9 protein-coding genes are annotated in these 14,064 nt (G+C 56.5%); 2 read left to right on the plus strand and 7 right to left on the minus strand.

The genetic code is table 11. From position 1 onward, the window contains the following. Nucleotides 1–58 precede the first annotated feature (58 nt). The 5 genes from VGM18_03080 to VGM18_03100 all read right to left on the minus strand — a co-directional run bounded on the left by VGM18_03080 (nucleotide 59) and on the right by VGM18_03100 (nucleotide 7,815). A complete protein-coding gene (locus VGM18_03080; protein ID HEY3971957.1) occupies nucleotides 59–1,198 on the minus strand; it encodes an AI-2E family transporter in 1,140 nt (379 codons plus the stop codon). Between the two features lie 292 nt (nucleotides 1,199–1,490). Further along, nucleotides 1,491–2,534, minus strand: coding sequence for an NrfD/PsrC family molybdoenzyme membrane anchor subunit (nrfD, locus tag VGM18_03085; protein ID HEY3971958.1), 1,044 nt, complete (start codon nucleotides 2,532–2,534; stop codon nucleotides 1,491–1,493). A 34-nt stretch (nucleotides 2,535–2,568) separates the two neighbouring features. Continuing rightward, the gene (locus tag VGM18_03090) at nucleotides 2,569–3,354 is read right to left on the minus strand and encodes a 4Fe-4S dicluster domain-containing protein (protein HEY3971959.1); all 786 of its coding nucleotides are present in this window, start codon (nucleotides 3,352–3,354) and stop codon (nucleotides 2,569–2,571) included. After that, entirely contained in the window at nucleotides 3,351–6,533 is a 3,183-nt protein-coding gene (gene fdh, locus VGM18_03095; GenBank protein HEY3971960.1) for a formate dehydrogenase, read from the minus strand. The genes VGM18_03090 and fdh overlap by 4 nt, the downstream gene beginning before the upstream one ends. 73 nt (nucleotides 6,534–6,606) lie before the next feature. Beyond that, nucleotides 6,607–7,815 carry a glutathione-independent formaldehyde dehydrogenase gene (locus VGM18_03100; GenBank protein HEY3971961.1) on the minus strand — a complete coding sequence of 403 codons (1,209 nt, stop codon included), beginning with the start codon at nucleotides 7,813–7,815 and terminating at the stop codon, nucleotides 6,607–6,609. Between the two features lie 244 nt (nucleotides 7,816–8,059). Between VGM18_03100 and VGM18_03105 the strand changes: the two genes are divergently transcribed. Continuing rightward, nucleotides 8,060–8,224 (plus strand): hypothetical protein, encoded by a 165-nt coding sequence (locus VGM18_03105; GenBank protein ID HEY3971962.1) that lies wholly within the window; start codon nucleotides 8,060–8,062, stop codon nucleotides 8,222–8,224. 102 nt (nucleotides 8,225–8,326) lie between these two features. Here VGM18_03105 and VGM18_03110 read toward each other — a convergent pair whose 3' ends face one another. Then, nucleotides 8,327–10,567, minus strand: coding sequence for a bifunctional alpha,alpha-trehalose-phosphate synthase (UDP-forming)/trehalose-phosphatase (locus VGM18_03110; protein HEY3971963.1), 2,241 nt, complete (start codon nucleotides 10,565–10,567; stop codon nucleotides 8,327–8,329). Nucleotides 10,568–10,741: 174 nt separating this feature from the next. Then, nucleotides 10,742–11,863, minus strand: a complete 1,122-nt coding sequence (locus tag VGM18_03115) for a sensor histidine kinase (GenBank protein ID HEY3971964.1) — start codon at nucleotides 11,861–11,863, stop codon at nucleotides 10,742–10,744. 296 nt (nucleotides 11,864–12,159) lie between these two features. Between VGM18_03115 and VGM18_03120 the strand changes: the two genes are divergently transcribed. Continuing rightward, the gene (locus tag VGM18_03120; protein HEY3971965.1) at nucleotides 12,160–14,007 is read left to right on the plus strand and encodes an FAD-binding protein; all 1,848 of its coding nucleotides are present in this window, start codon (nucleotides 12,160–12,162) and stop codon (nucleotides 14,005–14,007) included. Nucleotides 14,008–14,064 lie beyond the last annotated feature (57 nt).

A 14,064-nucleotide genomic window follows, 5' to 3' on the forward strand; every position in this document is an offset into this window, starting at 1 on the left:
TCTTCTTTAGTCGGTGCGCTCCGAATGTAAGCGAGGATTTGGATGATGAGTAGAACGCTTACCGTAACGATTCTCCCAGCCATTGTCCGACGCCGCGCAGAGGTTCAACATAATCACACACGATCTTGGTTGCGCCCAGGATCGGCATGGCCAGTATCAGTCCAATCGGTCCCCAGATCCAGGCCCAAAACAAAAGCGAGAGGCTCACTCCGAGAGGATTCAGTTGCAAGCGTTTTCCAACAACTTTGGGATAGAGCACGTTCATGGTGATTACGTGAATCCCGACCAGCGCAATGATCACCACCAGGACTCCAGTCCGGTCGAGGGTTTCGAGACCCGCAGCAAGTGGCGGCAACAACGACACGAACACTCCGAGGTAAGGGACGAGGCTGATGAACCCGCTCAACGCGCCAATAAAGTAAAAATATTTGATTCCGAGAGACCAGAAGATCAAGGTGCAGAGCAGACCGTTCAACAGGCCGATGAGCACGTTGGCGACGATGTAAGTGCGAACCATCGCAGAAATCGTGCCGATTGTGCGGTGAGCAAGCAACCGATGTTCCTTGGGGAACAGTCGAACGGTGGCCGCATGAGTGTGATCTTTGAGTACGAGCATGAAATAAACGAGAAATGGGACGAAACCCACCGCCAGGGAGAGGTCCAGAATGGTTTCGCTGTTCCTCGAGATGACTCCGGCGACACCCGGGAGTTGCTCGATTTTGACCGGTACCACGTGTTTTTCGTCCTTGGGGGATTCCACGATGGATCGAGCCTGCTCGGCCACGCGGTCAGCGCGGTATCGAATGCTGCCGATCGTATTCCGGATTCGCGCGGAATAAGCAGGAAGTTGGTCGGCGAACTGGACCGCACTATTGTAAGAATAGACCGCAAGGCTGCCGAATAAAGCAAGAGCCGACAGAACCACAACGAGGGCGCCGAACCCACGGGGAATGCGAAAGCGCACGAGCCATTTCACCGGCGGTTCGAAGACATAGGCCAACAAGACCGAGACCAGGGTCGTTACTAAAACAAACTTCAGCAGATAGATCAAACCGATGATCGCGATTGCTGCAACTACGATTTGCGCGATGGAGCCGGCCTTAATCGAGGCCTGCAAAACCTGAACTTCTTCGACGGTTTCCTCAGGTAGGACGGGCGCGACCGGCTCGATCACGGGATTTGGCTGGGATTGGATCACGTATCTGCGGATGCAAACGGTCTTCTATCCGTTTCGAGTTTGCAAGTTGCCGAGCGGGTCGGTCCATACCGCGCTTCCGTTAGCTTGGTTCGGAACGAACCTCATCTAACGGGGAGGCTGAGTACCGCAGAACCGGTGAACCGACCAGATGTCGCCACCGGAAACCTTCGATGGGTCTCATCGGCCAACGGAGTGGAGGGCCATGGACAGATATTTTGTTGCGCGAATTGTGCGCGTCAGGCGGGGGTGGCAGTGGCCGATCGAGCAGAATGGAAAGCTCTTGGCCCGGTTTCTAAACAAGCTTCCTTTGCAGCGGAAGTTTCCAATCTCGCGCTGAAGCTCGTCCCGCCGAGAGCCACCCGATCCGAGTAACGAGCGATCCGATCACGGAAGACCAGGCCGCCCATTTTCTTAGAGACTGCGACCGTTGCTCTGTGCTGAATAAGCTAGCCGCTCGCAGCAAAGTGGGAACAGGGCCGGCGAGTGCACCGCCTGTGCGCGCGACCCAACCGCTCGCCCCACGTTTAAGGGGGTCGAGATACGCGTCGCCTCGCGACTCGATGCGGATTCCTTCCCAGGTTTCAAAGATCGCCGCGCCGAGACCGAGAGCTTGCAGGGCGGGGCTCTTGCGATGTCCGAGCAACTCGAGAAGTCCGACCGCTGCGCCCAGGCCAGAGGCGCCGAAGTGGAGCGGCAGGTTACCAACGTTACGATTCCAGAGCGGGACTGTTGTTGCGCCGATCAAAACTCCGGTGTAGTTCGAAAACGGCAAGCCAAAAGCAAGCGATGCAGCCTGGCCGGCATTTTCGAGAACACGCAGCGGCAGGGACGGCCCATACCGATCGCGCAAGTGTGCGGCAAACACAGTCGCGATGGAACTCGTGGAAAACCCGAGCAGCGTCCAGACTCCGACGGACATCGGGCTCTGGGGTTTGAAGACGCGCAGCATCGACAAGAACCGCTCGGGCCGGCCAAGATCGGAGATGAGCAACGCCGGTGAGATGACGGAACCGGCGGCTGCAATCCAGCGAGAATCGCGCACCAGTTCGCGATTTGCGCCGGTGTAGTCGGCGATTGCGCCAATCACAGCAGCGGCGCCCGCAGCGCCACCGACGAAGAAGTACAAGGGAATTTCCCAGGTCCAGGGAGGTTGCTTCAGCAAAGGAATCTGGTAATAGCCGTTTTCAGGCGATGCCTGGGGAAACGGCGCCCCGACGGGAGGGTCACCGACGACCAGTAAGTGCCGCTGTTGCTCGGCTTGATCGCGAATTGCTTCGAGACGCTGCTCCCGACTGAGATCGCCACTTAGATGTCGTGCCGGTAATGGATTGCTCATGTTATTTCGGTGTCGCTTCTTCTCTGAACTCTCTCTATTTGCTCTTGCTATCCGACAAAAACGCAAGCAGCGTTCCGCCGAGAAGAAGCGCGCCCGCGATCGCAGATGACGTCCATGCTCTCTTCAGATATGCGGTGGGCACCTCGGGAGCGGGCGGCAGATTGTAGCTTCGCGGGTCGCCCCGGACGATGAACATTGCGTGAGTGCCGCCAACACTGGTATCGCGCGGATCATAGATGGTTGCGTCGTCGATACCCTTCCGATGTAATTCTTCCAGACGCTTCTCGGCTTTCTTTCGCAAATCCTCGATCTCACCGAACTTGATCGACTCGGTCGGGCACACTTTGGCGCAGGCCGGGACCAAGTCAGCCTTCTGGCGGTCGTAGCAAAACGTGCACTTGAATGCGCGACCGTCTTCTTGATTTCGCTCCACCACCCCAAAAGGACACGCTGTCACACAGTATCCGCAGCCATTGCAAACATCCGGCTGGATGAAAACTCCGCCAAATTCTGTTCTCACGATCGAACCGGTTGGACAAGCCTCCAGACATCCCGCTTCCTCGCAGTGCTTGCAGACATCGGAAGAAAACGTCCACGAGGTTTGCTCTCCTGCATTTCCGCCTAAACCAGGCACGGGAGGTTGTTCCACAAATTTCACATGGCGCCAGGTGGAAGCGCCAACGGCACCAGTATTGTCGTAAGAAAATCCGTTCCAGTGCAGGCCGTCGTCGGCGATGCCGTTCCATTCCTTGCAAGCGACCTCGCAAGCTTTGCACCCGATGCATAAAGTCGAATCCGTCAGGAATGCAGTCACGCTCATGCCGTTAATCCTACTTTCGCCCCGAGTTCCTCCAGGGCCTGTCGTCCGTGCGCCCGGCGGCCCGGAACTATGTTGCAAGTGAGCGCCTTGGTTTCCATAATGCGGACATTGGGTTCTTCGCTGATGACGAGCAGGTCGTTTACGATGTCACCGGTCACGTGACCCTGATATCCCCAGTGATAAGGAAGGCCGACTTGATGAACGTCGTGTCCATCGATGCGCAGCGGCCGCATGCGCGGTGTCACCAGCACGCGCGCCTCGATCAAGGCACGGGCGGTAATGATAGTCGCCCATTCAGCATGCTGTAAATTGAGCTCGGCAGCCAATTCCGGAGAAACTTCAGTGAACAGCTCCGGCTGCAATTCGTTGAGATGAGAAAGATAGCGCGTCATCCCGCCTGCCGTGTGGTGCTCCGTGAGGCGGTAAGTTGTGAGGATGTAAGGAAACCGCGCGTCATCTGTGGCGGCGTAGGGATTGTCCGGCCGCTTTTTTCGATCGGCAGCGGGATTGGTCTGCTGATCGTAGAGCGGATTTTCAAGGAGAGACTCCAGCGGCTCATAGTGCGCCGGGAGTGGGCCGTCTTTGAGTCCGCTTGCGACATATAGCCAACCCACACCGTCCGGATGCAGCATAAACGGCTTCGCGCCGCCCAGAGCCTTCGTACCGTGGCCGTTGTGAATGTCGGCGGGAGCGTCGGGAGGCGTTTTCTTTTCGTAGTCCGGATTATCCAGTCCCGTCCACTCCTGTTTTGCTTCGTCCCACCAGATTAATTTCTTGCGTTCACTCCACGGTCTGCCGTCGGGACTCGCGGATGCGCGGTTGTAAATGATGCGGCAGTCGTTGGGCCAGGCAAATCCCCAGCCATGTCCAAGAAGATCCCTGGAGTGACGTTCATTGGCGCGGTTGCGATGTTCTTCCGGGAAGACGCCGCAGTAAATCCAGGCTCCGCATGCAGTGGAACCATCGTTTTTCAAATCTTTGATATGGGTGAGTTGTTTGCGATCGGGCAGGGACCATCCATTGATTTCTCGCAGTATGTCTTCCGCTTGCGGTTCGGCTAGCGGGCCTTCGGTTGGATAGTCCCAGGTCAGCGCTCGTAATGCAGCATTTTTGTGGGTTGAATCTTGCTGCGCTTTTGCTTTCAGGCGGCGGCCCAGGTGAACCATGAACCAGGTTTCGCTGCGCGCATCTCCCGGAGGATCGACAGCCTTTTCCCGATGCTGAAGAAGGCGCTGAGTATTCGTGAAAGTCCCCGATTTCTCAGCAGTCCCAGCGGCCGGAAACAGAAACACTTCGGTGCCGATTGAATCTGGAGAAAGTTCACCACGTTCAACTTCCGGCGAAGCATACCAAAAGGATGCGGTTTCGGTTTCCACCATGTCGCGTACGACAAGCCATTTCAGTTTCGCCAGTGCCTTGCGCTGGAGACGCCCGTTTGAAGCGCCTACGGCCGGGTTCTGGCCCATTACGAACAAGCCGTCGAGCTTGCCATCGGCCATGTCGAGCCAATAGCCAAAGTGTGAATGGTCGCCGGTCACGCGCGGCAGCCAGTGAAAGCCCCACTCATTTTCTTGAGTTGCCTGAGCCCCGTAATAGGCCTTCATCAGGCTGATGAAGTATTTGTCGAAGCTCGACCAGAGCCCGGTTCGAGAGCTGTGTTTCTTTAGGTAGACATCGAGCGTGCGGGATTCTTCTCCGAAGAAGGGCATTGGCAGATAGCCGGGCAGGATATCGTAAAGGGTAGGGATGTCGGTCGAACCTTGAATGGAGGCATGACCGCGGAGTGCGAGAATTCCGCCGCCGGGGCGCCCGATGTTTCCCAGAAGCAACTGAAGAATGGAAGCAGTGCGGATAATCTGCACGCCCTTAGAATGCTGCGTCCATCCAACGGCGTAACAGATCGCGGCGGTTTTTTCCGGTCCTGAGGCAGATGAGAAGATGTCGGCGACCTTGAGAAATACATCTTTCGGAACACCGCAGAATCGTTCCACCATCTCCGGCGTATAGCGAGAAAAATGGCGTTTCAGGACCTGAAACACGCAGCGCGGATGTTGCAGCGTCGGATCAGATCCATACTCGCCGGCATCCTGAGCTTCTCCGCCGCGGTCCTTTCCGTGTCCGCCACCGACTTCCGAATGTCCGGCTATGCCGCCGACTTCTTCCTTCGGGGGGGCGCCGGCGTAGAGCCATGACTCCGGATCGTATTTCTTTTTCTCTTCGTCCCATCCAGAAAATAATCCGTCGAGATCTTCCGTATCGCGAAAGTCCTGTCGGAGGATGGTCGACGCGTTGGTGTAGGGAACGACGTACTCGCGAAACTCTTTCTTGTTTTCCAGCACGTAGTGAACCAGCGCGCCCAGGAAAATGATGTCGCTTCCCGCGCGCAGAGGAACCCAAACATCGGCCATCGCCGAAGTTCGAGTAAAACGAGGATCGACATGGATGATCTTGGCGCCTTTTTCGCGAGCCTCAATGACCCACTGAAAGCCGACCGGATGGTTCTCTGCCATCGACGAGCCCATAATAAGAATGGCGTCGGAGTTACTGAGATCCTGTTGCGCAGTAGTCGCGCCGCCGCGCCCGAAGGATGTGCCCAGACCGGGCACAGTGGAGCTGTGTCATATCCGTGCCTGATTGCTCAGGCACACCATTCCGAGTCCTGCGGTGAACAGTTTCTTGATCAGATAATTTTCTTCGCAGTCGAGAGTTGCACCGCCAAGATGAGCCAACGCCGTTGTCTGCATCAGCGATTTGCCGTCGCGTGATTCTGCGAAGCTTCTTTCGCGCGTATCCCAAACACGTTCGGCCACCATGTCCATGGCATTGGCCAGGGGAATTTCGCGCCATTCGCGGGAATAGGGCGCCCGATACTTGACTGTTTTCAGTCGGCCGGGATGCGTATGCAACTCATAGGTATCTGCGCCCTTGGGGCAAAGATGCCCTCGCGAGATCGGCGATTCCGGGTCGCCTTCGATGGAGACCAGCTTGCCCGCTTTGTGAAACACGAGCTGCCCGCAGCCCACACCGCAGTAAGGACAGATCGAACGCGCTACCTCTGCGCCGCTGATTTTGGGTTGGAGATTGCGCGTGCGATCCGTCATCGCCTCAATCCCGGTTCCATCGGAGCCGGTCCGAAGCTGCTGAATCAAAGGCCAGCGAGAGAGCAATTCTCGGATCATTCAATTACCTTCAGAGTGCAAACAGAGTGCAAACGCATAGAGGCCGACGAACCCATCGCCGGCCTCGCTCAATTCAGGCGGCCTTCTTCTCTGCGCCGAACTTGATCAGAATCTTCGTGTAGCCATCCGCCCTCCGATCGAATTTCTCGTAAGCTTCCGGTGCCTCTTCGATGCCGATGTGATGGCTTACAATCTTGCTGGGCTTGGCGCGGCCATTCACGATCAGGTCCCGCAGATATTCGTTGTAGCGCTTGACTGGAGCCTGCCCGCTCCCCAGGCTAAGCGCTTTGTCGAAGAGATCTGCAAGCGGCACCGGGAAGATTCCTTTCTTAGCGTCTTTATTCTCGGCGCCGGGGTCGGGCGCAAGATAGACGCCGATCAGTCCAACCGCGCCCGTGGGATTCACGACACGAATCACATTTTCGAGAACCTGCGTCTGTTTCTCCTTGCCCGGATTCTTGTCGTCGCGAGCCTGGTAGCCGACCGCGTCAATCGCGCAGTCGACGCCTTCCAGTTTTTCTTCCCCCGGGCGATGACTTTGCTGGATGCCTTTATTTTTCTTCCGCAATTTGAAGATCTGTTCGACCGGATCTCCTTCGCTGAAGTTTATGGGGATGGCGCCCAATTCCTTGGCCTTGTCCAGCCGCTCCGGAACGTTATCGACGACGTAGACTTCGGAAGCGCCTTTCAGAATGGAACTGTACGCGGCCAGCAATCCGACCGGGCCTGCTCCAAAGATGGCGACGGTTTTGCCGGGGCTCACGCACGCCAGTTCGGTGGCATGGTAGCCGGTTGGGAAGACGTCGGCGAGAAGCAGAAAATCGTCTTCCCACTCATCTCCCGGAGTTCCTGGCAGCTTCAAACAATTGAAATCGGCGTGCGGCACGAGTACGAATTCCGCCTGGCCTCCGGCATACGGGCCCATTCCGGCGTAACCATAGGCGGCGCTTGCGCCCTCCGGATTCATCGTCAGGCAGGAATGAGTGTCGCCACGGTGACAGTTGTAACAAAATCCACAGGCAATATTGAACGGCAAAACGACGCGGTCGCCTTTCTTGATACTGGAAACCGCATCGCCCACTTCTTCGATCACTCCCATGATTTCATGGCCGACCACAGTCCCTTTCTCAAGGGAGGTGCGTCCGTCGTACATATGAAGATCGCTTCCGCAAATGCCGCTGGTGGTAACTCTTAAGAGTGCGTCGGTTGGAGACTTCAATTTCGGCTTCGGGTGATCCGAAACCGCCATCTTGCGGGTTTCTTCGTAACTTACAGCTTTCACAATCAACCTCCATAAAAGAATCGATATGCTTTAATTTTCGGCAATCGTTGCGGCATCGTCCATACACCAATTCCAGTAATGCTTGTAAGAATTGGTGGATTTTATGCCCCTCCTAGAAAGCGTGCGACTTTGGACTGTCGATGGTGAGTCGTAACACCGAATCTCGCCTTACTGAAGTTTGGACTACCCCCTCAGTCCAATACTGCATCGAAGAATGATGTGAGCGGACTTCAAGGGGAAAGCTATGGCATCTACGAAACAGAAGAGCGCAGCACGAAAGAACATTAAGAAAGCCGCCGCGGCAGCGAAAAGAAAACGTACGATTTCGCATCTGCCAAAATCGGTGCGCACTGCGTTAGGCAAGCAGGCATCCTCGGTGGCCAAGAAAAAACGGCGTTCGGCACGATAGAAAGAAACATAGAAAGAAAACATTGGCCCGGGAATGACTTCTGATATGCGCGTCGGAACGTCTGAATATCGCCGGCTAGCGGGGGTGTAGCGGCGTAGGCAGTTAAGACGCGCGACGGGCGTTGTCAGATTCCGCCAACAATTGCAGTGTGCTGCGCAAGGCTTGGAAGTCCGGCACCACAAATGAGGCGCGAGTCGGTCCAGCACCGACATGCACGGTCCAGGCATCATCATTGGACACGCGCTCGAAAAGGTCCTCGTCGGTACGATCGTCGCCAGCGGCAAAGATAAAATCAGGATTGGGGGAGTCTCGCAGCAATCGCTCGAGCGCCTCGCCCTTGTTGGCCCAAACCGGCTTGATCTCGATAATCTTCTCTCCTCGAAATGCCCTGAGCTCTGTCTGCGCAAGCATGGCCTCTAACATGGATACGAGTTCATTCGCCAGCCATTCTCCAAACTCCGGCTCTGCCATGCGGTAGTGCCACACGAGCGAGTATTCCTTTTGTTCGATAAAACTGCCCGGTGTGCGATCGACGAAGTGCTCGAGAATGGGCATAACGGTCGGCTTCCAATCCGCGGCCACTTGCGCACGTAGAGGTTCCCATGAGGATGCCGATCGGGGTTTTATCTCGGCTCCATGTTCGGCGATCAACCACAATCCTGGAACCTTCCCGAACCAACGATCCAGGTTTTCTGCCGCTCTGCCTGACATGAGTGCGACGAGATTCTTGGGATCGGAAGCCAACCTCTCCAGAAGTTCGAGTACTGTGGCAGGCGGCGCCGCTTGCTGTGGCCGCCTCGCGAACGGCACGAGGGTTCCGTCGTAATCGAAAATGAGCAAGCGCCGAGTTGCACGCAAGTAGGCCTGCCGGATTTCACCAGCTCGCAAGCGCTGCGGTTGCGTATCGATATAGCGTCCGCGTTCCAATACTGCGTCCTGCAGGGCGGCGACAAACCGGTCTCCCCAATGGAAGACATTGTTTCGAAGAACCCGATTGTGAAGCGCCGTCATGCGTAAGCGACGCTCCTGGTCATCGAGATCTAAGGCTCGTTTGATGGTGGCAACCGTACGCTCCTCGTCGTAGGGATTAATCAGAAGCGCCTCTCCCATCTCGGCAGCGGCGCCGGCGAATTCACTCAAAACCAGGACGCCGTCGCCTTCGGCTTTGCACGCGACATATTCCTTTGCAACCAGGTTCATTCCATCGCGAAGCGACCCGACCCAGCAGACATCCGCCAACTTGTACAGGCCTACGAGTTCGCTGCGCTCAATCGAGCGGTTGATGTAGACCAGAGGGGTCCACTCGGGCGTCCCGATTTTGCCGTTGATTTCCCCGACGAGGCGGTTCACCTCGGTTCGCAAGTCCTTGTAACTGTCGATACCTTCCCTGGTAGGTACAGCGATCTGAATCAGGATGACCTTCTCTTTAAGCTCCGGCGATGCTTGGAGCAGGTAGGCGTAGGAATGTAAGCGCTCCGGGACGCCTTTGGTGTAATCCAGTCGATCGACGGCGAGCAGCACCTTTCGTCCACGGTAACGCTCAACCCATTCCGCGTATTGCCGGACTGTCTTCTCATCGTCGGTCAACAGGCGCGTGTATTCCTCAGGAGCGATTCCGATCGGAAGCGCCTCCAGACGAACGGGCCGGCTTCCCACTGCGACCTGCATGATCTTACTTTCCATCCCGAGCACTCGAAGCAGCGTCGCGCGGAACTGCTGCAAATGCCCGTGGGTCTGAAAGGCAAGCAGGTCGGCTCCGAGAAGGCCTTCCAGAAGCTCCTCGCGTTTGGGCAATACCGGAAAGATTTCAGAAGATGGAAAGGGGATATGCAGGAAGAAGCCGATGGCAGCCTCCGGCAGTTTGTCACGCAACATCCCCGGCAAGAGCATCAAATGGTAGTCATGCACCCAAATCAAATCGTTGGGGCGATAACGTTTGACTACCGCATCACAGAAGATTCTGTTCGCCTCGACATACGCGTCCCAGTCTTTCGCATTGAACTTCAACTGAGATGGGAAATCATGAAAGACTGGCCAGAGAGTTTGATTCGCATAGCCCTCATAGAATCCCGCGGCCACAGGTTCGGGAAGATCCACTGCGAAGCAGTGTTCTTTTTCCTCCCACTCGGCAAGAATGGCACGGCGCTGTTCGTTGGCTTCATCCCCTCCCCCATCGCCAGCCCACCCGATCCACTCCCCACCAGTTTTTCCCAGGAGCGGGTTCATCGCGCTCGCCAGACCGCCCGAGCTTCGCACCGTGTTCCAGCCGTCTTCTGTTTTCTGCAACGTGAGAGGAAGGCGGTTCGAGACCACAATCAGACGGGCGGCCGCGTCAGGTTTCATGACTGCCACGTTTGCAAACCCAACTCTTTCCGTCATCTGAGGTTCAGATCGCAACGAATGCATGAGACTTCGATGCGGAATTATTGATAATCGTTTGACAGTTTTGCTGGACGCAAGGCCGCATTCCCGGAAATAGACGGAAGATTTGGTTCGGCCGGATCAGTTCGTCGCGCTCTACGCCGCCACTTCCGAAGTGGCCAGCACTGAGGACGGGGTCGGCAGCCAAGCCTCAACCGAGGTACCGCTTGCGTTCGACCGTAGCTCCAAGCTGCCGCCTAATTGCCTCATTCGTTCGCGCATGCCTCTGACGCCAACTCCGGGAGTGGCGGCCGACATTACTTCCTGTAACTTGTCGCTCGGGATTCCGGTTCCCCGATCCTCAACATTCAAGCGAATTTCGTCCGCCGAGCGGGTGATTCGAATAGCGGCGACAGCGCTTCCAGAGTGATGGTGAATGTTCGTGAGACACTCTTGCACAGTGCGAAAAATAGCCGTTTCCATTTCTTGTGGCAATCGGCCGAACTCGTCTGGAATCTCCAACTGGACCTTAATTTTGCTGCGTTCAGAGAAGCCTTCGACGTACCAGCGGAGAGCCGACGCGAGTCCCGACTCATCCAGAAGTGGCGGATGAAGCAAATAGGAGACGGTGCGGACTTCTTTATGCATTTCCTGGGCCAGCGCCAGGCTATCGCTCACAATCTTTCCAGTTTGGACGAGCTTTTCAATGTCGGCACTCACCGTCGTGAGATTCATAGTCAGAGCAGCCAATATCTGCCCCACACTATCGTGCAATTCACGGGCAATGCGTCGCCTCTCTTCATCCTGTAATTGCATGAGGCGAGCGGTAAGCTCACGCAAGCTCTGATTCGCCTTTTCGAGTTCGGCAGTCCGGTGTTGGACTCGATCTTCCAGATTTCCTTGTTTGCGGCGGAGTGCTTCGTATTCTCGATGGCGTATCTCTCCCATCGCTATGACACCTGCCGAGACGAGCAGGACGGTCGCCATTTCAAGAGCCGACTTCAGCGTCAACAATTGAAATGTGTGGGTGGGCGCGATGAACCAAAATTTGAGGCCAGACAAGTCAAGAATCGTTGCCGCCACCGATGGGCCGACGCCACAGTACAAACTGGAAAGCACGAGCGCCATAAACGATAGGGCATAAGGGGCAAGGTTACCGCAGAAGGGGCTCAACACGCGCCCGAGGCCGAGCGCAATCGCAAGTGAAGACAAAGCCACTGTGTAGCGAGCTACCCAACCAGTGACGGTTCGTGCAAAAAGGGAATTACTGGGCGGCATGGGAGTTCCCTTCATTGACCTTGGATGTTTGGCCAGCGAGAGACGAACGTAGCGAACTACGCTCTTAGAATTGTAAACCTAACATGTCGATGAAACACGCAATAAAGAAAATCGCCGGCCGGCGCCCGCAACTTCTCAGATCCAACTGACTTGCGCAACGGATTGCGCACGGCTCAGGCTCGGCTATCTGGTCCTGGGAGAATCCTTTAATATGAACGAACAGCCGATAACGATTGCGCCGGCGTCGCTTGCTGCCGAGGCAAGGGTTCCAGGTTCTTATGGACAGAAGAACATTTTTGAAACGATCTGCGATGGCTGCACTGAGTCCGGTGTTGCCGCGTTCTTTATCGGCGACCGAGAAGAATATTGCGCGCGCTGCCCCAACCGAGCCCAAATCGAACGTGGCGGGTCTTCGTACTGCGTTTCGGCGACGCCGGCCGTCGGATGCCAATTGGCCTTCCCATCCGGCCTGGAAACGCTTGAACGATGCGGTCGAGGGGAATTTGATTTCGGTGAAATTTCCAATCGAGGCTTGCCTCAAGGATGCGGGAAGTGCGGACTGCCAGAACCTGCTAAACAATATTCGCAATCCCTATTACATCGGGGATCAGGCCGGCCTGACGCAAACTTTGGGCTGGGTTGACGCCTGGGTGAGCAAACCGAGCGTTTACGCAATTGCGGCAAAGAATCCGGAGCACATTGCAGCAGCGGTGAACTTCGCACGGGAAAATGATTTGCGCCTGGTGGTGAAGGGCGGGGGGCACAGTTATCAGGGCACGTCGAATGCGGCGGATTCGCTGCTCGTTTGGACGCGGGAGATGCACGATATCACCATGCATGAGGCATTTGTTCCGCAAGGATGCAGGGCCGGGCACAGCCCACAGCGCGCAGTCGCGATAGGATCTGGTGCCATTTGGATGCAAGCGTACGATGCGGTGACGACCAAAGGCGGCGGATATGTGCAAGGGGGCGGCTGCACTACCGTTGGCGTGGGGGGACTGGTGCAGAGCGGCGGCTTTGGAAGTTTTTCGAAGCACTATGGAACCGCGGCGGCGGGATTGTTGGAGGCGGAAGTTGTGACTGCGGATGGCAAAGTGCGGATCGCCAATGCCTGTCAGAATTCAGATTTGTTTTGGGCGCTAAAGGGCGGTGGAGGAGGAACGTTCGGCGCGGTGAGCAAGGTAACGCTGCGCGTGCGAGAACTGCCGGAATTTTGGGGTGCGGCAATTCTTACGGTGAAGGCCGCGTCGGACGACGCGTTTCGGCGTTTGCTGCGCTACTTCGTCGGTTTCTATCGGGAACATCTCTTCAACGATCACTGGGGCGAACACGCCCGCATCACGAGTGGGAATGTCCTCGATCTGTTGATGGTGTGCCACGACTTGAGCACGGAGGAAGTGAAAAAGCTATGGCAGCCCTTTCTGAACTGGGTAGCGCTCTCGCCGGGCGCTTACACCATCGAGGGACAACCGATTTTCGGAAGTATGCCGGCTCGGCATTGGTGGGACGTAGAGTGGGCGAAGCAGAATCATTTGCCAGTTTTTAGTTTGGACCAGCGTCCTGGAGTGAGTTCGAACAACGCGTGGTGGACGGGAGACGGGGGCCAGGTGGCTTGGTTCCTATACGGATACGAATCGTTGTGGATGCCAGCATCGCTCCTCGAAGATAATTCGCAAGAACGGCTTGCCCGAGCGCTGTTTGCCGGTTCCCGCCATAAGAACATCGAACTGCATTTCAACAAAGGGTTGGCGGGAGCGCCGCGCGAGGCGATCGAAGTTACACGCGATACGGCGACGAATCCCGCCGTGCTGAGCGCGTTTGCGCTGGCAATCGTGGGAGATGCGGGCGGCGGATATCCGGGCGTGCGCGGCCATGAGCCAGATGTAGCACAGGGCCGGAAAGCCCGGCAGGAGATCCATCGGTGCGTCAATGAATTGCGCGCGCTGGCGCCGAATGGCGGAGCCTACGTATCCGAAAGCAATTTCTTCGAGGAGAACTGGCAGCAGGCCTACTGGGGAAGCAACTATGCGGGTCTGGCGTCGGTGAAAAAGAAATACGATCCGACGGGGTTGTTTTTCGCACACAACGGCGTGGGCTCGGAGGAGTGGAGTGACGACGGGTTTGTGAGGAAAGTTGAGCATTGACGGTCGAGTCGCCCCATCGATGCCATCCGGATATCGTTCGAGCATCAATGGGCGCGC

The organism is Candidatus Sulfotelmatobacter sp., from assembly GCA_036500765.1.
Lineage (GTDB): Bacteria > Acidobacteriota > Terriglobia > Terriglobales > Acidobacteriaceae > Sulfotelmatobacter.

Excerpts from the sequence above, each read along its gene's own strand:
- nrfD (HEY3971958.1), bottom strand. The coding sequence starts at position 2,534 with ATGAGCAATCCATTACCGGCACGACATCTAAGTGGCGATCTCAGTCGG.
- VGM18_03115 (HEY3971964.1), bottom strand. The coding sequence starts at position 11,863 with ATGCCGCCCAGTAATTCCCTTTTTGCACGAACCGTCACTGGTTGGGTA.
- VGM18_03110 (HEY3971963.1), bottom strand. The coding sequence starts at position 10,567 with ATGAAACCTGACGCGGCCGCCCGTCTGATTGTGGTCTCGAACCGCCTT.
- VGM18_03105 (HEY3971962.1), top strand. The coding sequence starts at position 8,060 with ATGGCATCTACGAAACAGAAGAGCGCAGCACGAAAGAACATTAAGAAA.
- VGM18_03090 (HEY3971959.1), bottom strand. The coding sequence starts at position 3,354 with ATGAGCGTGACTGCATTCCTGACGGATTCGACTTTATGCATCGGGTGC.